The organism is bacterium (assembly GCA_035281585.1).
GTDB lineage: Bacteria > UBA10199 > UBA10199 > DSSB01 > DSSB01 > DATEDP01.
In genome coordinates, this window is the sequence record DATEDP010000130.1 from 11,412 (window position 1) to 35,348 (window position 23,937).

Sequence of the window (23,937 nt, forward strand, 5' to 3'; positions counted from 1 at the left end):
CACGTCATCCTGAGCGGGGGCCCCGGTCGAACGCCGCGAGGTTCGAGTGAGACTGGGGGAAGGATCTGCGACCTACCAAGAAACTTTGGGACTCGAAAGCCCCTTCGTCTCCTCGGATCCCCTGAGATGACACGAAGGAAATTGGACCTTTCAAAACACCTTGGCCAGTCGCAGATCCTTCGCTTCGCTCAGGATGACCGGCCCTGCTCAGGATGACGACTCCGCAACAAATCCGCGACCCTAGCGATAATTGGGGTCTCCTACCTTGGCGCCGTTTTCGGCCCTGTTTCCGTTCACCATGGAAGAGATCCCTCGAACACCTGCTTCGGGCGAAGCCCTGTTGGCCTTGCTCGGCCCTCAATTCGACCGCCTCCCTCGCGAAGAAGCGGCGGCGCTCGGCCGGGAGAAGGACTCCGAGTTGTTTTTCGAGGGCCTGTTGGTCCTCGGTGGACGCCAGCAGCAAAGCGGAAATATCGCGGCCGCCGCGGCGATCTACCAAAGCGCCGGCGCCTGCCCTTTCCCCTCCATCGCCAAGCGGGCCCGCAGCCGGCTCGCGGCGCTGAGCGGTCAGGGCTCGGTCGGCGGCCGCGCCGAAATCCTCGTTTCGCAATTCGGCAAGCAGGCCACCGATTACCGGATGATCGTCCCGATGATCGCCGGCTCCTCCCTCTTCCAGCTGAGTCGAGCCGTCACCTTGGAAAGTCTCGCCGGCAGCTCGCTTTGGTTCAGCCGCGGCCTAGCGGCCCGGACCGCCGCCAACCTCGGCGGCTTCGCCGTCGAGGTGCCGGCCTTTTCGCTCTTGAGCAGGAGCTTGATGGACTTAAGCGGCGAGCCGGTCACCTGGTCGGGAAAGGCGGTGGGCCGCGATTTGGCCGGCGCCGCTCTGACCCTGGGCGCCTTGAAGAGCTTCGCCTTCGCGGGGAACCAAGCGACGGCTCGTCTCCCCCAACTCGACCGTTTCAGCCGTGCCGCCATTCCCCAAGCCTCGGCCTTCAGCGGCATGCTGCTCGCCCACCATGTCGAAGCCGAGCTGGGCCTGCGGCCCAAGACCGATGGGGCCACCGCGGTCGCGGAGACCTTGGGCGCCTTGGCAAGCTTGGGCGCGGGAGCTCACCTCGCCAAGGGCTTGCTCGGCCCGAAATTCGCCGCTTGGGAGGCGGGGCTGCGCTGGCGGACGCCAGCGTCGCCGGCCTTTTCGCCGATCCCGCTGGAAGCCGGGGCGCCCCGAGCCTTCGCCACCGCCGGCGGTTCGCCGCGACGGCTGCCGATTTGGGAGATGTCGACGCCGAAGGACGGCGAGCCCGGCGAGCCCTTTTACGTCTCGCTCGGCCGGATCCGCGGCAACGCCGAAACCCGCGAGGCTCCCGCCCAGCCGACCGACATGCCTTTCCGCACCCTCGTCCACCGGAACAATCTCTATGGCGGCCGAGTCTTGGCTCTCACTTTCGAGAAACCGGAAAAAGTTTACACCCTGGGCGTGAAGAACAGCGTCGGCCGCCAATACAAGAACCTGCATGAGTCGGCCTCGGGCAAGCCCGACATGACCTTGGTCAACCAACGCGACGGATCGCTGCATCACCGTCAGCGGGTCCAGAACGATTCGGAGCGCAGCCCCGATTTCCTCGACCTCTTTCGCAATGAGGGAATCCGCGATCAGCAAGCCGCGCTCGAGCTGCGCAACGGCCGTCTCTTCCTCCGCAATCTCACTCGCGAGCCCTTGGTCTGGGTGCATGAAAAGTCGAAATGGCAGGCGGTGGGTCAGCAGGGTATTTCGCTGCAGGAGGGCTCTTGGATCGTGTTCGGCAAGGACCCGACCAAGCTGCCGGAGAACACCCTCGATCCGAAAAAGCACAGCGTCCTCCGGGTGGAGCTGCACCGTCCCTGGGCCCTCGGCCCCGAGCGTTGGAGCCTGATCGAGTTCGAGCGCCGCGACCCGGATCAATTGGAAAAGCTCCCGACGCCCAAGGCTTATCTGGCGGCCCTCCTCGGTCAATCGCCCGACTTCATCGGCTGGCGCTTCGATCCGCTCTTCGAGGCGGCCCAGGCCGGCGACTGGCAGCTGCCGGAGCTCAAGCAGTTGGTCTATCGGGTTTTTAGCGAGTCGCCCTTCCTGGCCGAGCTGAACCTCGGCCTCTTAGCCGAGGTGTTGAACGCGGCTCAGCGCAGCGGCTGGTCGAAGCCGGAATTGCGCGCCTTGTTCTTTGACGAGGCCCTCGCCGGAAAAACCGGCATGGGTTTTCTGAGCCGGCTGCCGAAGCTTTTGGAGGCCGGCGCCGCTTTCGAGGTCAAGCCGGCCGAGCTCGGCGAGCTCTTGCGACGCATCGCCAAGCAGGAGGGCAAATTCTTCCGCTCGCTCGAAACTCTGCCCGATTTCCTCCGCCAGTGGCAAAGCATCGCCGGCGAAAAACCGGCCTGGCCTCGGCTGCTCGACTTCCTCGATCAATCCCGGATCTCGGTCGACCTGCTGGCCGAGCTCTTTCCCAAAATTCCCGGCGGCGAAACCCACTTTTTGGAAGCGATGAGCCGGCTCATTCCCGAGATCGAGGATCGTCACGGCTACCGCGGCGGCACGACGACCGAGCTGGCCGTCGAAATCCTCCAGCGGGTGGCCGAACATTCGCCCGCGCTGCCGGCCCGGGAATGGGTGAATGGGGCCTTGGCCGCTTTGCCGACGGCCTTGGAGAAGCTTTTCAAAGCCGGCCACGCTTACCAGGAGCAGAGGCGAATCTTATTGAAAACGGCCGAGGAACAGGGCCCCAATTTTGCGAGGTGGTGGGAGACCGCCGAGCTCCAGACCAAATCCGGAATTCCGACCACCGGCTTTTTGGGCCTCGGCTTGGGCTTGCTCGGCTTGCATGAGCTGAGCCCCGATCTGCTCTCCACCGTTTCTCCGGCCTTTCTCTTGGGAGCCAGCATCTTCTTCAAGGACGGAACGCCGGTGAAGGAAATGAGCTTGGGCTTCGCTTGGCGAAACCGTTTGAAAGCCGCCTTCAGTTGGGGTTTCGAGAAAATCCGCCGGCAGCGCGAGATCGGCCTCGCGATGGAGCATGCCGGATACTTCCGGGAAGCGCTGGAACGCTTCGAATCGGCGGTGGATTTGGCCGAACGACACTTGGAAAGCCTGCAACCGCGGGGGCCGGACAACCGGATCGCAGCGGGCACGGCCCACCGCGAGGCGGCTTGGGCCTATTTCAACCTGGCGGAGTTTTGGCGGAGCCGCGACGGCACTCACAGCCCCCGAGCGCTGGAAAATTACCAAATGGCGCTGCGGCGGATCGAGTCCTTGGGGCACAAAACCAGCATGGATCTGCGCCTGATCGAGCGGAGCCGGCTGGGCCTCTACCGCCTGCATTTGGCCGAAGCCGAGCATTGGCAGCGGATGGGGGAGCTATATCGGGCCGGCGAGAACTTTGAAGGGGCAGCCGAGGCGGCCGACACCTTCGAAGTCGGGATCGCTCTCTTGCAAAGAGCTTCCCGCAGTTACGCCCGAGCCGAGCCGGCGCGCTATGAGGATTTCGCCAGGGTGATCCATAAGATCAACGACTGGAAGGCGCGGATGCCGATGGGGAGGCGCTGATCCGGTACAACACATGCCGGCGCAAGGGGTGGTCGGCGGGCAAACGGGGTGATCGAAATCCTCGGCCGGATCGCGCCGCATCCCCAACTTCTCCATGACCGCGATCGAGCGGTGGTTCGCCGGGACGGCGAGTGCTGGCGAATCCTTTCAGCCAAGGCGCGGCTTTCCTCGGAATCGAGGAGTTTCGGAAAGAACTCCATCACTCGGGGATCCTGGTTGAGCCGGGCGAAAGGCTCGAGGTCGCCGTCGCGCCAGGGGCGGAGCAGGAGGCGCGGGGTTTCGATGGCGTTTGGCTTGGTCATTCTACGGCGGATGCTCCTGTCGCTTGGCGGCGAAGACTTCCAGAATCTTCAGCGTCCGGGTCCGACCCTCCGGCATCGGCCAGGAGATGCTTTGTCCGACCGAAAGGCCGAGCAAGGCGATGCCGACCGGGGCCAAGACCGAGATCCGGCCTTCCCGGATATTGGCTTGGCCCGGAAGGACCAGGGCCAGCTCCTTTTTCTGGCCCGATTCCAGGTCCACGAAGCGGACCAAGGAATTCAGCTTCACGATATCCGAGGGGAAGGCATGAGTCGACAAGATCTCGGCGCGGCTCAATTCGTCTTCCAAGCGTTCGCGGACCTCTCCGCGCGGCGTTTGTAGGACGAGGCTTTTCAGCTGTTCGGCGTCGGAAGCCGAAAGGTAGATCGGGGGGAGTTCCAAGGGCATTTGTTGCACTGTATTTTCGTTCATACGGCCTCCTTTTTAGTGAATGACTCGCGCGTGAAAGTCGTCTTCGCTTTCATCGAATTCCAACCTCTCCAGATGCTCAGCCCAGCGGGGATCATAGTCATCCGTTAAGAAAAACAGGTCTTTCCCTTCGGAATATCGGACCATCGATTTTGCCAGGCGAATTCGAACCCAATCCGCCAAAAACGAGAGCGGGTGGCCGCAAAGCACAGATAACAGGAACAATTTTAGAGTTTTCATTTTTCCTCCAAACAAAGACCTGGCCCCAGCTCCAGACGAAGCTGTGCCGGGAAAAAATTACGATTCAGTGGATGATTCGGAATAAAGAACAGCCGGGAAGGATCCCCGACTTAGAAAAGAAAGACCAGGGGGGTCCTCAAGGAAATGGGAATTCGCATCTGGAGAATGATTGGCTTCATGTCCTGAGCATACTAACCATGATGGTCTGAACCGTCAAGAGCGGCGCACTTCGGACCCTGTCATGCCGCCGTAGCGGTGTATATTTCCCCACCGACCTCTTTTATTGGGCTTGGCCTTGTCACTCCGATTTCGGCGGTGTTACCATCATGCCTAGGAGGATGCGGGTAAAGTGTCATTTCTTATCCGGGTTGCGGCGTGCCGCATTATTCACGTTAATTTTTGCCATATCGTTGGGTAAAGCCAAGGCATCGGAAGATGTTGCTGTCCTTCCGCCATTCCTTCGCTCGAACGCATCATGCTGAATGGCGTGTGAATCTTAACGACTTAAGTTTGAAGGAGGTGGGTATGAAAGTCCCAATCTTAAATAAGATATTCTTAACTTCCATTTTTGTTGGGGCGTTGGCGATCCCAACGGCTCAGGTTACGGTGGCGGCTGGCCGTTTTACCGAGCCGCTCTGGTCTATAGTAGTTAGTGCGGCTCCCCAAAATGTCCAAGATGTCCATCTCGCAGGCAAGGGAAATAATTCCGATGGATGGAGTGGTGGGGGCTCTGCTGCTGTTGTTGGGCCTTTAGCCTCTTGCTCGCAACCCGGTGATAGTCTTACTTTGCTATATACCATAACAGAAGCTGGAATATATGGGGAAGATGGAACTCCCGTGCCCTCAGGAACCTACGAATTTTTAAGCGACTACGATCGGGACGGTATCCCCAATTTGTTAACCCAGACCTTAGGGGGAGCTGATCCCTTTTTCTATATAATGTGGCAGGGCTACGTAGTTGCGTCCAATGAACCCGAATGTTTCCCTGCTCCAGTTGGAGCAACCCTTAATGGGATGTTTACTTTTCCTTTCCCTGGAGAAGGACGCCATCTAGTTAATTTCGGTGGCTGGGTTGATCTCGGCGAAGGCCTAGCTCCCTTATTAAATGAAGGGGAGACGATGTATAACATTCGCAAAATTCCCTAAAAACTCAGCCGAAAGCGGAGGCGCTTCAACGACAGGCTAAAGCTGCCTGAATCCCCCCGTTCAAATCCAAGACCTTCTCGAAATCGACGGAATGGAACTGTGAAAGGCAATTCTCCGCATCTTTTTGGGTATAAAGAGGCAAGGCCGGAGAGTGCTTGCTAGCCTTGTGCTTGTTTAAAAAACGGGCCTCTTCCTCCTGGAGATGCCCGCTGTCCGGCAAAAGAATTCGGCAAAGCTCCCGGTTCCATAATTTATCTCTTCTGCCATGGTCAGGGCCTCGAAAGGGCATTGAATATCGGCGGAAAAGTTCCAAGAACTCCCACGAAAATCAAGACCCAGGACCATCGGAGTATCGAAGAAAAATTAAGGAAGTCCTTATGCTTCCATTGCCAATGGAGGGAGGCCCAAACAAGGCCCCAAATCAAGACTGCTGTTCCGGTCTTGCCTGTCAAAGGTCCGGCAGGATTCCACCAACTGAGTCCCTGCTCAATCGCAGGGCTCATTTCTGAAAGGATCGTGACAATCCCAAGTGTCGCGCATCCAATTCCAGCAGCCAGGATGGCCGCCACGGCTTGCCCATTTTTCGAGATTTCCTTTCTATCCATAATTTTTCATCCTTAAATAAAGGGAGCCACTTTATTGATGAAAGCGCCTAAGAGAGCTCCTATTCCTGCCATAGCGGAACTCACCAACAAGAACCATAAGACAACCGAATGAAGCACCCGATTCTTTACCAATTCCTGCCCGTAACGGGAGACAATAAAGGCGGCTGCCGTAGTCAAAATTGGGACAATCCAAGAGAGATGTTCTTTCCATTCCATCCCAAAGGTATGCCAGAAGGCGGTTGCCGGTTCGGAAAGGAGACGCGAGCGAGGACTGCCGGGAATTTTCGCTCGGTACCAGACGTAGACCACATAGGTCCCGGTGATGACCGTCAGCCAAGAGGCGACCGCCATCGTCCATAGACCCAATTGCACTCTTTTAATGGACTTTCGGATCCCTTCCTCGGTCAAGATGCCTGGCCTTAAATTCCAAAGTGCATCCAATCCGCCGGCAAAGGCGATCAGGTAGAGAGTGCCAAACAATAGCCCATGCGCAATGGTCCAGGACTCGTGATGAGAAAATATGGAAAAACCCATTTTTACCCCTCAAATAAGCGCATTTTTCGATTTCCCTGAAGTCGCCGCTCCATGGAATGCCAGAAAAATATCAGCGGGCCGGGACTTTCCTTGCCTACAGACAGATAACAAATGCGTTCGCTGGGCGGTAGATTGGGCGGTTCGGATAAAATTACTTGGCGGTCCCAAGCTTCTCTTCTTGCTTGGCCAATGCATCGTACTGCTCGGCGGATTTAAGGGCCTGGAATTTCAAATCCCCGCAGTGGCCCGCCATGACACTGTCTATTCCCTTATAATGGACATGGCTCTTGCGATACTCGGTCTTCATTTTGTCGTGCATTGCCGCCACGTTCCTTTGGGTCTCTGCTTGAGACCTATAATATTCGGCAAGGCCCTTGTGATCCCCCGCCTCTATCGCCTTCTGAACATCAAAGGATTGCGCGCGGGTTTTGGGGGCGATGGAAAGAGATATTCCAAAAACCAAAATGACTGCCATGAAAAATTGGGCTGCTTTCTTCATACAACCTCCTATTTGGCATTGAGGGTTAAAGATTTCTTATTAGTTATGGTCTTTCCGTGGCAGGACATTAATGACCTAAGTCAAAGTCCGGGATGATTTAAATCAGGATCAAGGCCTGTCCTGCAATTTTCCCTGCAAAGATATCCCGATCCTCCACATCGCATCATAGCAATCCATGGAACTTTAAAATCCCGTCCGGATCGGCCTTGAACATATCGGGGAATTTGGCCTGACACATGCCGCAGCAATAGTTGAACTCGAAGGTCTTTCCTTTGTACTTGGGATTGCCCCCCTCATAATTGACCTGCCCTTTGAAGGCGCCGAGGATTTTCTCATTCATCGGTGTTCGGGAGACCGCGCATAATTTATTGTTCGCCTTAATTAGGTTGCCTTCGATTGTCGGCACTGCCTTCTCGCCCCGGGCAGCATTGGCGGGCATCAGGCTTTCCACTTCGGATTGAGTCGTTGTGGATGCTTCCGGCGGACCTACGGGAGTGGAGTGGTGAGGACGGCAAGCGCCAGTTAGCGTAATTATCCCGAACAATATAAGGGAACGCCTTGCAGTGGAAAAGCGTGCTTTGTTTTTTAGAGAGGTATTTGACATAAGCGCCTCCTTGCTTAAACGTTATTAATGTTTGTGCTCGTGCCCGGCGGGCTGGGCACCAGGGCGTTCTTGCTTCTTTTCCTGCGGCTTGGGCTCAACGGGGACAAGATCCATGCCGCATAGGGGACATTTTCCGGGCGCGGGTTGGCGAATCTCCGGGTGCATGGGGCAGGTATATATCGTAGCTTCTTCCGCTGGTGCTCCGCCCGCTGCATCCGCGACGGTTCCTGGAGGGTTGTCATACCATCCTTCATCACCCTGCTTGAGCTTGTCGCGAACCTTCAAGACGGTGAACATCCCGCCCATCCCGATGTTTCCGAATGGGCCCACTCCCGCCATCATCGGGAGGGTGTTCGGCGGCCCTTTCATGTGCTGGGCGTGCATTTGGTGTTCGTCCATCCCGTGCTCCCCCATGGCCATGTAGCCTGGGACGAACTTCTTGATCCCCCGCTCGATCCCGCTTTGATCGATTCCCTGGAGATTGGGGATGTCATGCTCCATCGGGTTCATCGGGTGATGGCGGCGGTGGCAATGGAACGCCCAATCGCCTGGATTGGCGATAAATTCGACATCCCGGGTCTGGCCGGGACAGACGTGCACGGTCGTCTCCGGCCATTGGGCCGATTCCGGAATATCGCCGCCGTCGGTGGCGACGACCTTGAAACTATGGCCGTGCAAATGAATGGGATGACATTCCTGGCTGACGTTGCCGAATCGTATCCGGACACGCTCACCGGTCTGTGCCACAAGCGGCTCCGTCCCTGGAAAGGCCTTGCTGTTGAAGGTGAATATATTGAAATCCGTCATGACGTTCGGATTGGGTCTCTTGGTTCCAGGCTCGACGAACCACTCGTTCAAGAAAATGGCGTAATCCCGATCGATTTTTCGCGGGGTCTCTTCGGGCAACGTTTCGCGTTGATCTTTTTCACGGGAGCCTTCCTTTTTGGCGGGCCGTTTGGGATGGATGACGAAGAATCCCATCGTCCCCATGCCGATCTGGACCATTTCATCGCCATGGGAGTGGTACATTTGGGTGCCGTGTTGCTTGAGGGTGAATTCATAGACAAAAGTCTCTCCGGGCGGGATTCCCTTTTGAGTTAAGCCCTTCACCCCATCCATGCCGCTCGGAAGGATGAGCCCGTGCCAGTGGACGGCGGTGTCTTCCTTCAAATGATTGGTCACATAAATACGGACTCGGTCTCCTTCCACGGCCTCGATAGTCGGTCCGGGCGTCATTCCGTTGTAGCCCCAGGCCTTGATCTTCATGCCCGGGGCAATCTCCCACTCGATCTCATCGACGCTCAGGCGGTAAACCTTGACGCCATCGACCATCTCCCACTTAAGAGTCTGCCCATTCGGGGTGATAACGGGGGTATATCCAAGGTCTTGAGCTTGGGAGGGTTGCGTCTCGGTCTTCCCGCGCTGTTCCGGGGACTTCTCCGCAGGCATATGATCGTGTTGGTGACCTCCCTGGGCCTGAGGTTCGGGGGAGGGGCCTTTGCAAGCCTGCAAAGCCAACACGACAACGAGTATGCCAAGAAAAATGATTAGCTTTTGGTTCATGATAATTCCTTCTTACTTCAGGCTCGCCCCAACCGCCCTTTCCAGCTCGGCGTAATGTGTCCAATACTCCCGGAGAGCCTCCACATAGGCCCGGTTGGCCCCAATCTCCTCTCTCCTCGCCTGCAGCAGGTCGAACGGACTCTTCAGCATGAAGTTGTAGTGAAGCAAGGTCTCTTCGAGGGTCTTGCGAAGCAGCGGAAGGACGTGGGTCTGATAGCGTTTAGCGATTTTGCGAGACTCCAGCAATTGCGCGTGGGCGGTGCGCACTTCGGTCAAGATGCGCCTTTCCACCGAGGAGACAAGATAGCGTGATTGGATCGTTTGGGCCTGGAGCTTGGATTTCTGCGCCTGATTCCGATCGGAGACCGGCAAAGGCAGGCTGATCATCGGGCCAATGACCGGAGCTCCGGAATCCTCGCGCTCGGCGCTGATTCCGAAATCGATATGGGATAAAAATTGCCTTTCGGCCAAACGAAGATTCTTCTGCAGGCTTTCAATTTTCTGCTTGGCCGCCTGTAGGTCGAGCCTTCTCTCTATCCCAAGGACTTCCAGATCCTTTAGCGATGGGTCCGAAAGTGGCAAGGCGGGGAGTCGGGACAATTTTTTGATCTCAACTTCACCCGGCTTAAGTCCGATAAGGCCCAGCAAGAACTCCCGGGCCCTGATGGTTTCCGATTCCGCCTTGGCCAGCTCGATTTGCGCCGTTTCGGCCGCCAAACGATGGGCGTTCAGCTCCAAGAGGTTGAAATTTCCCGCATCGTGAAGCTTCTGGGCGAGGCCAGCGGATACCCTGGAAGCTTCCGCAATGGCGCTTAAGGATTGACGGAGCTGTTCCGCCCCTTGCAGGGTGAAATAAGCCACTTTGACGCGGAAGATGAAATCCAAGACCCGATCGGCCGCGGCGAGCCTGGCTTCGGTCAGCTCGGATTCAGCGGCTTTCTTCCTCAAGTCCACCAAGAAAAAATCCAGGAAGTTTTGGGTTAGCGATCCGCTGGGAAGAAAATGCGGGCTTTCGGTCTGCACGCCGAAGGTTACCGATAGTTCGGGGTTTTCCACCAAGGCTGCCTGTTGCAAATTGGACCGAGCAATCCCGAGCTCGGCCAAGGAGGCTTTGATCTCAGCATTGTTGGTCAATGCGAGCTCGATAGTTTCATCCAGGTCCAGCGACTTGATGACGATTGGAAACGCCGTTTTCTTACCTCCCTTTCCTTCGGTATGCAGTAAAGCCGGGATCTCGACCCCGCTTTGTCTTTCAAGCAAAACTTGTACTTCCTGATCCACCTGGGCGAACGATGCCGATATCCGGGCCATCGATAAAAGGATAAGGCTTATGTTGATTAATTTTAATCGAGCCGACATCGATCTCTCCTAATGAGGGTGCTCGTTTCCATGGTGCTCGTGCGGGGGTTTTTCCTGAATGGAGGGCCCTGCCTTGACGGCGGCGCCTTCGACGAAGACCATCCGAGAACCGAGATCGCCGTTTTGAAGAACCATTAGGACCGCGAGGGCCAAAAATACCAGGAAAACGCCCGGGGCCTTCGGTCTTCCTTCGCGTTTGAAGAAACTCCAAATCATCAGCAGGATGGCGATACCGAGGATCGATGAGTGTTAAATAGCTGGCTTAAGCCCTGAAAACCGAGAAGGGACCAATCCATGATGGCCTCCCAAAATCAGGCGTTAAACTGCAAAACGAATACACCTACCGGGAATGCCGTTTAGATCAAAAAGGCGTGATTTTTTAGGTAAGAGGAAACAGCTAATGCTGGAGGGGAGCGGTTGCTCAGAAGGAGGGATTGAGGATTCGCCAATAATAATTCTATTTGATGCACGAGATTGCTGGGAAGAACTTTCCCATCGATGCTCGGAATTGGCAGCGTCGAGGCGGACGAGGCCAGGGTCAATCTTTCGTCTTTGCTGCAATAGCAGGGGAAATGGGAGTTGGAGCCTTTTTCCGTTGGATGCCCGGCAGAGTCCATTCCATGACAATTGCGGTGGTCATGGGTATCCTGATTGCCTTGGGTCTTTGCCGAAAATTCTTGAGCTGCGGGGTTGATGTGCTGATGAGAGCTGCCCTCGATACACCGGCAGTACAATGCGGTTGTTTGGAACAAAAGATAGAAGAGGACAAGAGAACCTGGGAGAAGATTCCTGATGGCCAATGACCCTTTTATTTTTCCATGAAAATAAGCCATTTTGGACCAAAAATTCATCTAAACCCTCGCTCTGGCAAAGTAAAGACGAATAATTTGGAACTGAGGTGGTCTAGAAAAGGACTTTATTTTATCTTCGCAATGAGCCAGCTCGACGGAACACGCCGGTTCCAAAAAAGGCCGCGGCGCCCATTGGGGTCCGCGACAGGAGGCCAAGCAGTTCAGTCGGAAACGGCGACGCTTCAACGATAGGCTAACTAATCGGAGATTAGTCGAACTACGGCTATAAAAGCCCCGAGCAAACGGAAACCCTGGGAAAATTTGGTTGCTTTTTATGATACTTTCCTGAAGGCTAGATTTTCTTAGGAAAGTCTATGCGCCAAATGAAAGGAAAATTAGGGGTTTATCAATCGGCCTTCGCTCTTTTCCTTTTTCTTTTCCTCTTCCATATCACGCCCTTTTCCCGACTAGCTCTCCATTCGATCGTTCACGACCAAGGCATTCATCATACCCATGACGATGCCGGTGAAGATCATTCGCAGGAAGACCATACCTCCGGAGACATTCACGATTCGCTTTTTCGCGTGGTTATGGCCACGGTGAATAGCGGCCCTAAGCTCAATAAACAGATTTTAGGTGGGGGCTTTCCCCAGGTTTATTTGGGTTCCTATAATACTCTCCCCGATCCAGAGCCGCCGCCTTTTGGCTACCTTGATTTGAGGGACAGATTGCGTCCCTTAGATAATAGCTCACGCCTCCTTTCCTCCCCGCTTCGGGCCCCTCCCTCCGCCTAAGCCTTAGCTTCTTTGTGCCGCATCACGTTTGCTCGGCTGCGTGTTGACCGGCCAATTTCAATCCATCAATCAATTCATTGGATGATAAACCGACTTCTTCAATATTCATTGCATCACCGTTTGACGGTCCTTTTGCTTTCCGTTGCCGCCTTGGTCTATGGGGGCTGGACCATCGCCCACCTGCCGGTGGATGTGTTTCCCGATCTCAACCGGCCGATCGTGACAATACTGACCGAAGCCCATGGCTTGGCTCCGGACGAAGTCGAGACGATCGTCACGATTCCGATCGAATCCTCGCTCAGCGGCGTTCCCGGCGTGGCGCGAGTGAGATCCTCCAGCGGCATCGGCATCTCGATCGTGCACGTCGAGTTCGATTGGGGAACGGATATTTTTCGCAATCGGCAATTGGTCACCGAGCGCCTGCAGCTCGCGGCCGCGCGGCTGCCGGAAGGCATGGCTCCGACCCTGGCGCCCATCACGTCCATCATGGGTGAGATTCAATTCGTGGGGCTCACCAGCCCGGATGGAACTGTCTCCCCCATGGAATTAAGAACCATCGCCGATTGGATGGTTCGTCCTCAGCTCATGACGATTCCAGGAATCAGCCAAGTGGTCGTGATGGGCGGTGAGGTCAAGCAATATCAAATCCTGCTCGACGCCAAGAAGCTCCTCTACCACGGGATCACGCTGGAAAACTTGAGCGAGCAGCTTTCGAAGATCAGCGAAAATACCAGCGGCGGCTTCGTCGATGCCGAGGCCAAGGAGTACCTCATCCGTCCTCTGGGAAGGACGGAATCGCTGGAAGAGATCGAGAACTCTTTCGTCGGCATGCATTTGGGCAAGCCAGTCTTGGTCAAGGACATCGCCAAGGTGCAGATCGGCCCCAAAGTCAAGCGGGGCGAAGGCAGCATCAATGCGAAGCATGCCGTCATCATGACGATCCAAAAGCAGCCGGCGGCGAATACCACCGACTTGACCAAGCGAATCGATGCGATGCTTGAAGATCTGCAAAAGACTCTGCCCGAGGGAGTTCAGATTGAATCGGACCTATTCAAGCAGGCGCACTTTATCGAGACCTCCATTTTCAACGTCAAGGAGGCGCTTGTTCTGGGCGCGATCATGGTGGCCTTCATCCTGATCCTTTTTTTCTTCAACATTCGCCTGACGTTCATCACTCTGACCGCGATCCCGCTTTCCTTCGTCATCACCGCGATCGTTTTTCGCTGGATGGGTCTCTCGGTGAACACCATGACCTTGGGGGGACTCGCGATCGCGATCGGCGAACTGGTCGACGATGCCATCGTGGGCGTGGAAAATGTTTTCCGAAGGCTCCGCCTCAATAAAACCCTGACCAATCCAAGACCTGCCTGGCAAGTGGTGTACGAAGCCTCATCCGAGGTCCGGAACTCCATTGTCCTTTCCACGGTCATCGTGATTTTGGTTTTTGTGCCGCTCTTTGCTTTGAGCGGAATTGAAGGGCGGCTTTTCGCTCCCTTGGGCATCGCCTACATTGTTTCTCTCGCGGCCTCGCTTCTGGTCTCCGTGACCCTGACCCCGGTGCTCAGCTTTTACCTCTTGCCGAATTCCTCCCTCGCGGAGAAAGGCGAAAGCTTTTTCGTTCGGTGGCTGAAAGGGGGTGTGGCGAAAATCCTGGCTCGAATCATCGATCATCCCTATCCCATCATGGTGATTTGCGTGGTCTTGGTTTTGGCCGCCCTGGGCTCCTTGCCGTTTTTTGGAAAAAATTTCCTGCCACCCTTCAATGAGGGAACCGCGACCATTGGCGTTGCCGCAGGTCCCGGCATTTCTCTGGCGGCGTCCGATGAATTGGGGAAAAGGGTCGAGGAAGCGATTCTCTTAAGTCCCGAGGTGAAATCCACGGTTCGCCGCACCGGGCGTGCGGAAATGGATGAGCATGCCGAGGGGGTCCATTGGCATGAGATCGACGTGGATTTCAAGGAAGGCGGCCGTGACCGTATCGTTGTCCTGCAAGAGATCCGGGAGAACATTCTCAAGCAAGGCGATTTGGACGTGAACCTGGGACAGCCGATCAGTCATCGACTGGATCATTTGCTCTCCGGGGTCCGGGCCCAGCTTGCCATCAAGATATTCGGTCCCGATCTCGCGGAGCTTCGGCGTCTCGCAGGCGAAATTCTAGCCGCTGTTCGGGACATTCCCGGGATCGTGGATCTACAGACCGAGCCGCTGGTCTTAGTGCCTCAGCTGAAGATCGCCATCGATCGGCCGGGTGCCGCCAGCAAAGGGATCGGCGCAGGAGCCTTGGCCGAGGACCTGGAGAGCGCCTTGCAGGGCAAAACCCTTTCTTACTTTTTGGAGAAACAGCGGCTTTTCGAGATCTTCATGCGTTTGAATGACGCCTCCCGGGAGAATTTCGAGCAGATTAAAACGCTGCCAGTGAAAACCCTACCAACCGGAGATAGTGTGAGCGTTCAAGATGTGGCGAACGTCTACCCCTCGAACGGTCCCAACATCATCAACCGAGAGGATCTACTAAGAAGAATTGTGGTTTCCGCGAACGCCCAGGGTAGGGATTTGGGGAGCATGGTTGATGAAGTGCAGCAGCGGATCAATGAAAAGATCAAACTGCCTCCCGGCTATTTCATCAAATACGGCGGCCAATTCGAGAGCCAGGAAAGGGCCTCCCGGCTGATTCTCCTGTTGGGAGCATTCTCCTTGCTCGGGATATTTTTCGTGCTTTACGCTCATTTTCGTTCGGTGGCCCTAAGCCTTCAGATCATGGTGAACGTCCCGCTGGCCTTGATCGGCAGCATTGCCGCCATTCTTTTAACCGAGAAAACCCTTTCCGTTGCCACCTTGGTCGGATTTGTTACGCTCTGCGGCATCGCTTCCCGCAATGGCATCCTGCTTATCAGCCATTACCTCCATTTGATTCAGAAAGAGGGCGAGAGCTTTGGCAAAGCAATGATTCTTCGTGGCTCGCTGGAACGGTTGGTTCCTGTTTCCTTGACGGCGCTATCCGCCATCCTGGCCCTGTTGCCGATCGCCTTCGCCAAGGGGGAACCGGGACGAGAGATTCTTTATCCCGTGGCGGTGGTCATTATCGGTGGCCTGATCTCGTCCACCTTGCTCGATATTTTGGTTACCCCGGCCATTTTCTATAAATTCGGCAGGAAGGCTGCGGAGCGCTGGGTGCGATCCGCGAAGCAAGACAGACTTCAAACCTAAAAGGAGAGCAAAATGAAAAGACTAAAACTAACCTTAATCTCGGCTATGCTTGTCTGGGCGCTTCCATTGCTTGCGCATGATGAAGGCCACGGTCCCAAGCTTAGCGACACCGGGAACTATGGAGGCGTGCTCACCGCGGTCGTAGAAGCCAAGAATGCCCCCCAGGGCGCCAAGGCCCCACTCGTTTATAAAGCGGAATTGACGCGCAGCGAGGATAGTACCGTCCGCGTCTATATATATGACCTCGCTATGAAGCCGCTGCCGGCGGAGGCGCTTCCCAAAACGGCCCAAGCTTCCTTAGTCTCGATGAAAGGCGGGAAAGAGTCTTCGACTCCCTTCGCGCTCAACCTGGAAGGTGCGAATTTCACCGGCAAAGCTCCGGCTCCGGCCAGCAAGCCCTTCAGCATCGATGTGACCTTCAAGACCAAGGATAGGGAGCTGCTCGCGGGTTTCGATAATCTGGATTGACGCGAAAATGATGAGAATCCTGGCATTCATCCTACTTTTTTTAGCGTTTCCCTCCGCCCGCGCGGAAACGGTTGCCATCGAGTTCGACGATTTGCCCGAGCTGATTGCAACGAGGAACAAGAACGTCCTGGCAGGTGACGCCTACGTCGCCGGAGCCCAGGTTCAAACGGGTCATTTCAAGCGTTCTTTCCTTCCGAAGATCCGGGCGGAAGGAGGCGGCGAAATAGGAAAGACCGGCACCTTCGACACCCAAGTCGACCCTTATGTAGAGATTGAAACCCGGGTGAACGTCTTCCGCGGTGGGAAAGATCGGCTGGAAGAGGAGATCGCCAAGAGCAAGGTTGATTTTTCGGAAAGTAAGAAGGAACAGACCTTCTTGCGCGAGCTTTCCCGCGCCCGTCTTCTTTTTGCCGATGTCCTCTATTATCAGGATCTTTTGAAAGGCCTTCCCAGGGTGTCGGCTTTGACTCGCCAGCAGCTTGGCATGGTAAATAAACAGATCTCGGCGGGCCTCACCACCGAATCGGATCGCCTTGGCTTCGAGATATTTCTCAATCAACTGAAGCAAGATCAATTATTGCAAACTGAGGACTATGAGCATGCCTTGGCCGAAATGAAGGCGATCATGGGTATTCCGGAAGAAATGGAGGTCCGCCTTAGCGACGGTTTTAAGCAGCTTTCCGAAAACGATGTTTTGGAAATGCCACTTAACCTCGATGGAAACCAGGATATCCTCATTCTCAAGAAGCAAATTGAGGTCTCCGAGGTACAAAAGAAACAGGCGGAGCGTTGGTGGACACCCGCCGTCGATGTTTATGGTGGCTACGCACTCTATACTTTCCGGCAAATCCAATTCCCGACTATTGACGAAAGGAAGTCGGCATTTGGCGGAGTAAACGTCGCCATTCCAATTTTCGATGGCTTCAGCTCCCGCGTGCAAGGGAAAGCCCTGCAGCATCAGGCTCGCGGCTACGCCCTTGAAGAGCAGCAAAAGCGCCGGGAGTTGGAAGTCCTCTTCGAGAAGCTAAAGCACGAGCTCAAGAATCGGCTCAAGCTGATGGCTTTGATTTCGCAAAAGCTCTCGCTCGGCGACAAATATCTGGGGATGGCCTCCGAAGAATACCGGAGAGGTGTCAAGACAGGGCCGCAACTGCTGGAGGCATTGGCGCAATATTGGGACGAGAAGCGGCGCCTTGCGGACGCTCGGCGGGAGTATCTCCGAATCAAAGCGGAGCTGATGACCCTATTGGGTAAATAGCATAAAAGGGCTGATCGAAGTATCAGCATTGGATAGTGATCAGGAAAGGAGACGCTGATGAGACTCCGACCTTTAAGACCAGAAATGTTGGCGCTTGTGTGTTTTCTTTTAATGCCCTGTTGTTTATTAGGGGAGGCTTCGCCGGGATTCAACATTCAAAAAATCGAACAGCTTACCGGCTTGAAGGGGCAGATGAACGAAAAAGAAGGCGTTTTTAAGGTTAGCTTTCCCCGAAGCGATTTAAGCGTGACCGCTGCCGGAGTCAAAATGTCGCCGCCATTGGGTCTTACAAGTTGGGCGGCATTCCAGAAGATCGGGGATAAAGTGATGATGATGGGAGACACGGTACTTCTAGAGGACCAAGTCAATCCGGTCATGAGCGTCGCTTTGGAAAACGGCCTCGAGGTCACCGCCTTGCACAATCATTTTTTTGGAGACGTTCCCAAGGTCATGTTCATGCACATCGGCGGAATGGGAGACCAGGACCAGCTCGCGGCGGCTGTTGGCAAGGTCTATGCGAAGCTGAAAGAAACGATGGGAGGAAAGGGAGCTTTCCCCAACGCGAATTTAGATCCCGCCAAGACTTCACTTGATCCGGTGAAAATCGAGCAAGTGATCGGAAAATCCGGCGAGATGAATAACGGGGTTTATAAAGTCACCATTGGCCGTACCACCAGAATGGGAGATCATGAGGTGGGGAATGCAATGGGCGTCAACACCTGGATGGCGTTCGCGGGAAGCGATGACCAAGCGGTGGTTGATGGGGATTTCGCCATGCTCGAATCCGAGCTGCAGGGCGTGCTCAAAACCTTGCGCAAAGGTGGAATCAATATCGTCGCCATTCACAACCACATGACAATGGAGTATCCCCGGATCATTTTTCTTCATTTTTGGGGAGTCGGAAAATCGATTGATCTTGCCCAAACGCTTAAAGCAGCGCTCGATGTGCAAAAATATTGACTCAACCTTCCATTCTGAGAGCCTCATCCCATTGCTTTGGGAAGTTAGATCGTGAGATTAATAATTAGGCGTGGTACTTTGCCGCGCTTCAACCGGGCATATTCGCGCCAATCGTAGTCAGCATCCCAAGCTTTACCCTCGTAAAGGATGAACGACCCACCCACAGCCCCTAGTTGACCGCAGGGGACTGGTGGAGGTTGCTGCCCTGCAGGGCGATCTGGATACCACAACCGGCACTCGCCGGGGGGAGGGTAATGGCCGGGAGGAATTTGAATATGACGGGGAGCGCCGAGCACAGGAACGGGAACGGGGGCGGCAACGACACCTTTTTCACCGTCACCCTTCCAACCCTTCCCGCTCTCATCCTTCCAAGGATCGGCGTAAGTATTGGCGGGTAGGGAGAAAAGTACGGCGAATAGAAACGCGAAAATGAAACTGCTCAATTTATTTTGCATGCCTTCCTCCTGTTTGATGGAGAAATAGACGGGATAAAAAATAGATCAAGGATAAGCTAAAAGGTTAAAATGACCTGGGGCCTGCCATGTGTTGACGCTGTTAGAAAAGGTTAGGACGCTAACTAAAATATGAAACATAGTTTAAAAACAGAACACGCTGGATCCAAAAAGGGCTTCGGCGCCTATTGGGGCCCGCGACAGGAGGCCAAGCAAACAAGCCGAAAGCGGAGGCGCTTCAACGATAGGCTAACTAATCAGAGAATAGTCGAACTCGGACTCGAGTCTCAAAAAACACACGGCAGGAAAAAGTCCTGGATGCAAGCAAGTGCATCTGTACAAAAAGTGGGGTGGCGGGAATCGAACTTCGGCTTTAAGTCATTGCTATCCAAGGGAATTGTTTTTTTGAAAAACCTCAGTTGCCCCCATAGTTGCCCCCAAATATTTAGGCTAAAACTGAGTCCAATTTCACAGGCTTCGGCCATTTTTCAGGTTTTTAAATACTGCTCAATTTCAATTACTTAGATTGCGAAAATCATAGATGTGGTTCTTTTTGGCATGAACCACAACCAATAAAGCATTGCTTCCGATAACAAGTCCGCTAAAGAAGGTTTCCGGGTAAGGGCCACAAGGACAAGGCCCCGTGATTAAGCATCTTAGATTTTGCTCTTTATTATTCGTTCTCGTCTTCAATCTCTTCGGCTGTGGCCGAAGCGGTCAGCTATTCTTCGGCTCCGACCATCAAAAGCTCTTCTGCCAAACAGACCAAGATTGTGATCCCCTAGAAATTTGCACTCCTTCCTTAGGGTGTCAGCCAAGGATGCCGCCTTGCGACAGCAATGGGAACTGCCAAGACGGCAAATCTTGTTCTAATGGCCGCTGCCTTAAACCTGGCGTCTGCTATTTTAACTATCAGTGTCCAGCCGAACAAATCTGCGATAACTACCGCTGCATTTACAATCGATGTACCGAAGATATCCAATGTGCGGACAACCAACGATGCGACTTTATTGTCGGGAGCTGTCGGGAAGACATTTGCTTTGGCGATGATGAATGCTCCAACACGGAGTGTTGCGACCTGTTAAGCTCCCGCTGCGTTCCCTCAAATATTTGCGAGTGGTATGAAATCGGTGTTCCCGCCGACTGCTCTCCTCAAAACGAGTTATGTGACCGATTAGATAATGATTGCGATGGAGCAGTCGATGAAGATTTCGCCAACCTAGGAGCGTCCTGTTCAGCAGGAATCGGCATCTGCCTTAGGCTGGGGCATATGGTCTGTTCCGAAGATAGTGCCACCTTAGTTTGCGATGCGGTCCCAGGGCCCAGTGATCCAGAAGTCTGTGATGGGGTCGATAATGATTGTGATGGAGAGTTGGATGAAGGTTGTTAAAAGTTTATTCATCGTTTTGATTGGCTTCCTCAGTGCCTGTTCCAGTAACAGCAGCCCTCAGGATAGCGAAGTTTTCATTATCGACCCTTCCCTTCGAGTGAGCGAGACAGCGGAGATTTTAAATCCAGCTATTTCGGGTTACCCGCTTGGAATTATCAGCTCCGAGGAGGGCCTGCTCGCCCTCGTCAACAATAGACTAATCATCGATCCCGTGGACCAAGCCGGGTTAGAAGCCATACTTCAAAAATATCAGGCTACCATCGTCAATGACTCCAACATACCTCTACCGGAAGATACCATTTTGGATGAGAACGGGGCCCATTCCGGGGGAACAAGCTATCATTTGATCGAAGTTCCTTATGACCAGGAGCGAGAAGGAGACTATGCCAAATACGCGCGCGGGCAAGGCGTATCCCTTCCGGTTACGGTTGAAAGCGCTGAAACGAAAGCACTCTTAAATATCATGGGTCGGATGTTCTTAGAGGACTCTGGCAAGTTTCGAGACCTACAGGTGGCTGCTTACGCCTTTGAAAAAGCTAAGCCTCTACTTCCTGAAGTAAATTTCGCTACTTTTGATTGGGCGGAATGTAGTTGTCTATGGACCGATGCTGACGGCAGCTTGAAAACAAGGGATGGAGCCGAGTGGGATGATCATCCAAGAGAAGCTCCCATTTATAACTCGCTTTTAGAAGATTTTGCTGGAAACCAGATTTGCACCTACCACGATGGAATAGATAGGCATGGTGAGCGATTTATTCCGCAGGGAGACAATGTTCTCATATTGGATTTCGCCGCTGGTTACACGAATCACGAAAGCTCAGTCACTGGCCCCGTAGGAAATTTCCATTTATGGGCATTCCCAAGAAACCTATTACCTCTTTCACTGCCCAGCCAACTTGATACCGCCGCACCGCCAGGGGCAGTTCACATCTTGTTAAAAGGGCCGGCACATGGTTGCGAATGGGCCAAGCCCGACCCCGAGCAATATCTGGCATACCAGAATTATATCCTATGGGATTGGGATCGAGAACCCACGTCAAACCTCATGCTCTTTTTGTGGGAGGGTGACGAATGCATCAATCTCTTTGGCGCGCCTGCTTGTAATGCTGACGACAAAATCGCCATGTTCGAGGTTCCGCGCGGCTCGACCGTCAGCCCCAGCGGCCTTGAAATCCATGACATAGATCAATCTTCAGCGACTTTGGGGGTTTATGATTTTTCTCCCGAAAGAACTATTGATCTCCAGATTCGAACTATCGACTTTTGTCGAGCCAATGGCCCTAACGCAAATGAGTACTGTAATGGCTATGACGACAACTGCAACGGCGAAAGCGATGAGGGATTTGAACTAAAAGGTACGCATTGCAATAATGGAGGCATAGGCCAGTGTAAATCGGAAGGAAAACTCGTATGCATTGATACGACGCAACAACGGGCCGGAGAATATCCGCTTATTTGTAACAGCACAAGCAAGCAACCCTCACCATTTGAGATCTGCGATGGAATCGACAATGATTGCGATGGTCAAACTGACGAGTCCTGGATTCAAGAAGGCCTTGCCTGCGGATTGAACGTAGGGACCTGTGGGGTTGGGGCCCTAGGATGCACCAGTGGTCATATAAGTTGCGAGGGTGAAGTCTTACCTACCCAAGAGATCTGCGATGGCTTGGATAATGATTGCGATGGAGTGACTGACGAAGGTTGTTCGTGCAGCATCGGCGAATCTCGCGCTTGTAGCATTGATATCGGGCCTTGCTCCCTAGGAATTCAAGAGTGCCTGTCGGACGGCACTTGGGCTGCTTCATGTAGCGGAACAGTTCCACAGCCGGAAATTTGCGACGGGGTCGATAATAATTGTAATAGCGCAGTAGATGAAGGAGTCCTAAACCGCTGCGGCACTTGCGGCCCTGAGCCCTCCGAAGTCTGCGATGGAATCGACAATGACTGTGATGGCGAGGTGGATGAGGGAGTGACTAACGCATGTGGCGGATGCTGGACGATTGGCCCCGAAGAATATGCTTCTGCCACCGCTGATTGTGACGGCATAGATAATGACTGTGACGGCTTTATCGACGAAACTGATTCGGTAGTTACCTGCGGAGTAGGACTTTGCCAATCTGAAGTAGACACTGTTTGTGAAGAATGTAACCCAGGCCAACCAAGAATTGAAAATTGGGATGCCGGAACTTGCTTAGATAATCAAGATAATGACTGCGATGGCTTGACAGATCTAGACGATCTTCCCGATTGTTTCCAACTACAAGGCGGAGGAGGCTAAAATTGAAGCGACTGATTCTTTTGATACTCTCAAGTTTAATCTTTTCGCAAATATCGTGTGGAGGGTGCCCTACCCGCGAAATAACCCAAGATCAATCAAACGGGATCGATTTTAGCATCGTAGTTAACGATGAAAACGGTCAGACATTTACTGAAGATATCGAGTTTAACGGCACCTATCCAAGCGGAACGTTTCAGCTCAATACAGCTTATATCTTTGATACTCGTCCATTCCCTCAGGACCATATTTCATTTCAGTATTTCTTTAGAAACACAGCGCTTCCTAACGGTGAGGATATCTTCGATCAAATGGCAGGAGAAGTTTTTACATTTACCGATTCGCCGTATGAGGGGGAGAATGTCATATATGAAGAGACCGCCCCGCAGTTAGGAGAATGGATTCCTACCTCTTATTCTGGAACAGTGACCTTTACAAGTTCGACTCACGTTCAATTTGACCTAACCTTTACCGATGGCGTTCAATCTCGTGAGGTTCTAGCGCTTTTCTTTTTTGATACTGTTACGTTTGATCAGCCGATTGGTGAATGTGACTAGTCATATAATTCTCCGTCATCTTGACAGACTTAGACGATCTTCCTGATTGCTTTCAGTTGGTAAGGTAGAGGCAGCTCAAATTGAGAAAGCTTATTGTCATAATATTTATATGCTTTTCGGTGACTCAGGTCTCCTGTGAAAACTGTTCCACTCGAGAAATCACCCAGGAACGCTCAGCTGGCATTAACTTCAGCATCGTTGTGACTGATGAAGATGCCCAGTCCTTTACCAAGGACATCCCATTCAACGACAATATTCTTAGCGGAACATTTCAGTTCAACGATTTTTATATTTTCGATACTCGCCCGCAACCCCAAGACAACACTTCTTTCCAATTTTATTTCGCAGCCAATGCGCTACCGAACGGAGAAGATATTTTCGACCAAACATCAGGAGAGGTTTTTACTTTTGCCATCACCCCCTATGATGGTGAGCAGATCATCTATAGAGAAATTGCCCCTCAGATCCCCGAATGGATTCCAACTACCTATTCCGGAACGGTTGAGATCACTGATCCTACGCATGTGAAGTTTGACTTAACTTTCACCGACGGCATTCAATCTCGGGAGATCATCGCGCTCTTCTATTTTGAAACGGTTACTTTTGATCAACCTACCGGGGAATGCAACTAGAACGGCTCATGACAATAAGTCTTAGACCTTGCCTCTTCTCCAATTTTTTTCTTAATCTTGGGAAAAGCTTCCAGATTGAATGTTCCCACGCGAGTCGGTCAGCACTGGCCTAAAACCATTGTTCTCACAATGATGGGATAATAAATTGCCTTTTAAGCTCTCTAGATAGTCAGCCCATTGCTGCATCATCTGTTTTCGTTCCGGCAAATGTTTGGCCCTATTGAAGGCTGGGATCACGGGGACATGCTTAAATAATATTGACGATGATTGCGATGGCCTAATGGATTTGGATGACCT

At 53.5% G+C, this 23,937-nt stretch carries 20 protein-coding genes and 1 pseudogene; 10 read left to right on the forward strand and 11 right to left on the reverse strand.

Annotated features, from left to right (window positions below):
* Positions 1-265: 265 nt before the first annotated feature.
* Positions 266-3,577 (forward strand): hypothetical protein, encoded by a 3,312-nt coding sequence (locus VJR29_11315; GenBank protein HKY64000.1) that lies wholly within the window; start codon positions 266-268, stop codon positions 3,575-3,577.
* Here VJR29_11315 and VJR29_11320 read toward each other — a convergent pair.
* The 3 genes and pseudogenes from VJR29_11320 to VJR29_11330 all read right to left on the reverse strand — a co-directional run bounded on the left by VJR29_11320 (position 3,537) and on the right by VJR29_11330 (position 4,546).
* Positions 3,537-3,879: pseudogene (locus tag VJR29_11320) on the reverse strand (GNAT family N-acetyltransferase). The gene VJR29_11315 and the pseudogene VJR29_11320 overlap by 41 nt on opposite strands.
* Before the next feature lies 1 nt (position 3,880).
* On the reverse strand, positions 3,881-4,309 hold the full coding sequence (gene rnk, locus VJR29_11325; GenBank protein HKY64001.1) for a nucleoside diphosphate kinase regulator: 429 nt from the start codon (positions 4,307-4,309) through the stop codon (positions 3,881-3,883).
* A gap of 12 nt (positions 4,310-4,321) precedes the next feature.
* Positions 4,322-4,546: a hypothetical protein gene (locus VJR29_11330; GenBank protein HKY64002.1), complete on the reverse strand. Its 225-nt coding sequence runs from the start codon at positions 4,544-4,546 to the stop codon at positions 4,322-4,324.
* A 525-nt stretch (positions 4,547-5,071) separates the two neighbouring features.
* On the opposite strand from VJR29_11330, the gene VJR29_11335 reads away from it, so the two are divergent.
* Positions 5,072-5,692, forward strand: coding sequence for a hypothetical protein (locus VJR29_11335; protein HKY64003.1), 621 nt, complete (start codon positions 5,072-5,074; stop codon positions 5,690-5,692).
* Positions 5,693-5,961: 269 nt separating this feature from the next.
* Here VJR29_11335 and VJR29_11340 read toward each other — a convergent pair whose 3' ends face one another.
* From VJR29_11340 to VJR29_11370, 7 genes are all read right to left on the reverse strand, one after another.
* Positions 5,962-6,297 (reverse strand): hypothetical protein, encoded by a 336-nt coding sequence (locus VJR29_11340; GenBank protein ID HKY64004.1) that lies wholly within the window; start codon positions 6,295-6,297, stop codon positions 5,962-5,964.
* A gap of 12 nt (positions 6,298-6,309) precedes the next feature.
* Positions 6,310-6,831, reverse strand: a complete 522-nt coding sequence (locus VJR29_11345; protein HKY64005.1) for a hypothetical protein — start codon at positions 6,829-6,831, stop codon at positions 6,310-6,312.
* A gap of 151 nt (positions 6,832-6,982) precedes the next feature.
* The gene (locus VJR29_11350; GenBank protein HKY64006.1) at positions 6,983-7,330 is read right to left on the reverse strand and encodes a hypothetical protein; all 348 of its coding nucleotides are present in this window, start codon (positions 7,328-7,330) and stop codon (positions 6,983-6,985) included.
* A 163-nt stretch (positions 7,331-7,493) separates the two neighbouring features.
* Positions 7,494-7,934 (reverse strand): hypothetical protein, encoded by a 441-nt coding sequence (locus VJR29_11355; GenBank protein ID HKY64007.1) that lies wholly within the window; start codon positions 7,932-7,934, stop codon positions 7,494-7,496.
* Between the two features lie 24 nt (positions 7,935-7,958).
* Positions 7,959-9,497, reverse strand: a complete 1,539-nt coding sequence (locus tag VJR29_11360) for a multicopper oxidase domain-containing protein (GenBank protein ID HKY64008.1) — start codon at positions 9,495-9,497, stop codon at positions 7,959-7,961.
* Between the two features lie 12 nt (positions 9,498-9,509).
* Positions 9,510-10,856, reverse strand: a complete 1,347-nt coding sequence (locus tag VJR29_11365) for a TolC family protein (GenBank protein ID HKY64009.1) — start codon at positions 10,854-10,856, stop codon at positions 9,510-9,512.
* Between the two features lie 356 nt (positions 10,857-11,212).
* Positions 11,213-11,707: a hypothetical protein gene (locus VJR29_11370; protein ID HKY64010.1), complete on the reverse strand. Its 495-nt coding sequence runs from the start codon at positions 11,705-11,707 to the stop codon at positions 11,213-11,215.
* A 314-nt stretch (positions 11,708-12,021) separates the two neighbouring features.
* Between VJR29_11370 and VJR29_11375 the strand changes: the two genes are divergently transcribed.
* Genes VJR29_11375 through VJR29_11395 form a run of 5 tightly spaced genes read left to right on the forward strand, consistent with a single transcriptional unit; the run spans position 12,022 to position 18,334 of the window.
* Complete coding sequence (locus VJR29_11375) at positions 12,022-12,441, forward strand: hypothetical protein (GenBank protein HKY64011.1); 420 nt, start codon at positions 12,022-12,024, stop codon at positions 12,439-12,441.
* 12 nt (positions 12,442-12,453) lie between these two features.
* A complete protein-coding gene (locus tag VJR29_11380) occupies positions 12,454-15,648 on the forward strand; it encodes an efflux RND transporter permease subunit (protein HKY64012.1) in 3,195 nt (1,064 codons plus the stop codon).
* Between the two features lie 12 nt (positions 15,649-15,660).
* Positions 15,661-16,116, forward strand: coding sequence for a hypothetical protein (locus tag VJR29_11385; protein HKY64013.1), 456 nt, complete (start codon positions 15,661-15,663; stop codon positions 16,114-16,116).
* 7 nt (positions 16,117-16,123) lie between these two features.
* On the forward strand, positions 16,124-17,374 hold the full coding sequence (locus tag VJR29_11390; GenBank protein ID HKY64014.1) for a TolC family protein: 1,251 nt from the start codon (positions 16,124-16,126) through the stop codon (positions 17,372-17,374).
* A gap of 57 nt (positions 17,375-17,431) precedes the next feature.
* The gene (locus VJR29_11395) at positions 17,432-18,334 is read left to right on the forward strand and encodes a DUF1259 domain-containing protein (GenBank protein ID HKY64015.1); all 903 of its coding nucleotides are present in this window, start codon (positions 17,432-17,434) and stop codon (positions 18,332-18,334) included.
* 44 nt (positions 18,335-18,378) lie between these two features.
* Here VJR29_11395 and VJR29_11400 read toward each other — a convergent pair whose 3' ends face one another.
* On the reverse strand, positions 18,379-18,789 hold the full coding sequence (locus VJR29_11400) for a hypothetical protein (GenBank protein HKY64016.1): 411 nt from the start codon (positions 18,787-18,789) through the stop codon (positions 18,379-18,381).
* A 1,352-nt stretch (positions 18,790-20,141) separates the two neighbouring features.
* Here VJR29_11400 and VJR29_11405 point away from each other — a divergent pair.
* From VJR29_11405 to VJR29_11415, 3 genes are all read left to right on the forward strand, one after another.
* The gene (locus VJR29_11405) at positions 20,142-22,454 is read left to right on the forward strand and encodes a MopE-related protein (protein ID HKY64017.1); all 2,313 of its coding nucleotides are present in this window, start codon (positions 20,142-20,144) and stop codon (positions 22,452-22,454) included.
* A gap of 2 nt (positions 22,455-22,456) precedes the next feature.
* Entirely contained in the window at positions 22,457-23,008 is a 552-nt protein-coding gene (locus VJR29_11410; GenBank protein HKY64018.1) for a hypothetical protein, read from the forward strand.
* Positions 23,009-23,127: 119 nt separating this feature from the next.
* On the forward strand, positions 23,128-23,640 hold the full coding sequence (locus tag VJR29_11415) for a hypothetical protein (protein HKY64019.1): 513 nt from the start codon (positions 23,128-23,130) through the stop codon (positions 23,638-23,640).
* Positions 23,641-23,937 lie beyond the last annotated feature (297 nt).

Bases quoted from the DNA above. Each gene is read 5' to 3' on its own strand.
- rnk (HKY64001.1), bottom strand. From the start codon at position 4,309: ATGAACGAAAATACAGTGCAACAAATGCCCTTGGAACTCCCCCCGATC.
- VJR29_11330 (HKY64002.1), bottom strand. From the start codon at position 4,546: ATGAAAACTCTAAAATTGTTCCTGTTATCTGTGCTTTGCGGCCACCCG.
- VJR29_11335 (HKY64003.1), top strand. From the start codon at position 5,072: ATGAAAGTCCCAATCTTAAATAAGATATTCTTAACTTCCATTTTTGTT.
- VJR29_11340 (HKY64004.1), bottom strand. From the start codon at position 6,297: ATGGATAGAAAGGAAATCTCGAAAAATGGGCAAGCCGTGGCGGCCATC.
- VJR29_11345 (HKY64005.1), bottom strand. From the start codon at position 6,831: ATGGGTTTTTCCATATTTTCTCATCACGAGTCCTGGACCATTGCGCAT.
- VJR29_11350 (HKY64006.1), bottom strand. From the start codon at position 7,330: ATGAAGAAAGCAGCCCAATTTTTCATGGCAGTCATTTTGGTTTTTGGA.
- VJR29_11355 (HKY64007.1), bottom strand. From the start codon at position 7,934: ATGTCAAATACCTCTCTAAAAAACAAAGCACGCTTTTCCACTGCAAGG.
- VJR29_11360 (HKY64008.1), bottom strand. From the start codon at position 9,497: ATGAACCAAAAGCTAATCATTTTTCTTGGCATACTCGTTGTCGTGTTG.
- VJR29_11365 (HKY64009.1), bottom strand. From the start codon at position 10,856: ATGTCGGCTCGATTAAAATTAATCAACATAAGCCTTATCCTTTTATCG.
- VJR29_11370 (HKY64010.1), bottom strand. From the start codon at position 11,707: ATGAATTTTTGGTCCAAAATGGCTTATTTTCATGGAAAAATAAAAGGG.
- VJR29_11375 (HKY64011.1), top strand. From the start codon at position 12,022: ATGCGCCAAATGAAAGGAAAATTAGGGGTTTATCAATCGGCCTTCGCT.
- VJR29_11385 (HKY64013.1), top strand. From the start codon at position 15,661: ATGAAAAGACTAAAACTAACCTTAATCTCGGCTATGCTTGTCTGGGCG.
- VJR29_11390 (HKY64014.1), top strand. From the start codon at position 16,124: ATGATGAGAATCCTGGCATTCATCCTACTTTTTTTAGCGTTTCCCTCC.
- VJR29_11395 (HKY64015.1), top strand. From the start codon at position 17,432: ATGAGACTCCGACCTTTAAGACCAGAAATGTTGGCGCTTGTGTGTTTT.
- VJR29_11400 (HKY64016.1), bottom strand. From the start codon at position 18,789: ATGCAAAATAAATTGAGCAGTTTCATTTTCGCGTTTCTATTCGCCGTA.
- VJR29_11405 (HKY64017.1), top strand. From the start codon at position 20,142: ATGATTGTGATGGAGAGTTGGATGAAGGTTGTTAAAAGTTTATTCATC.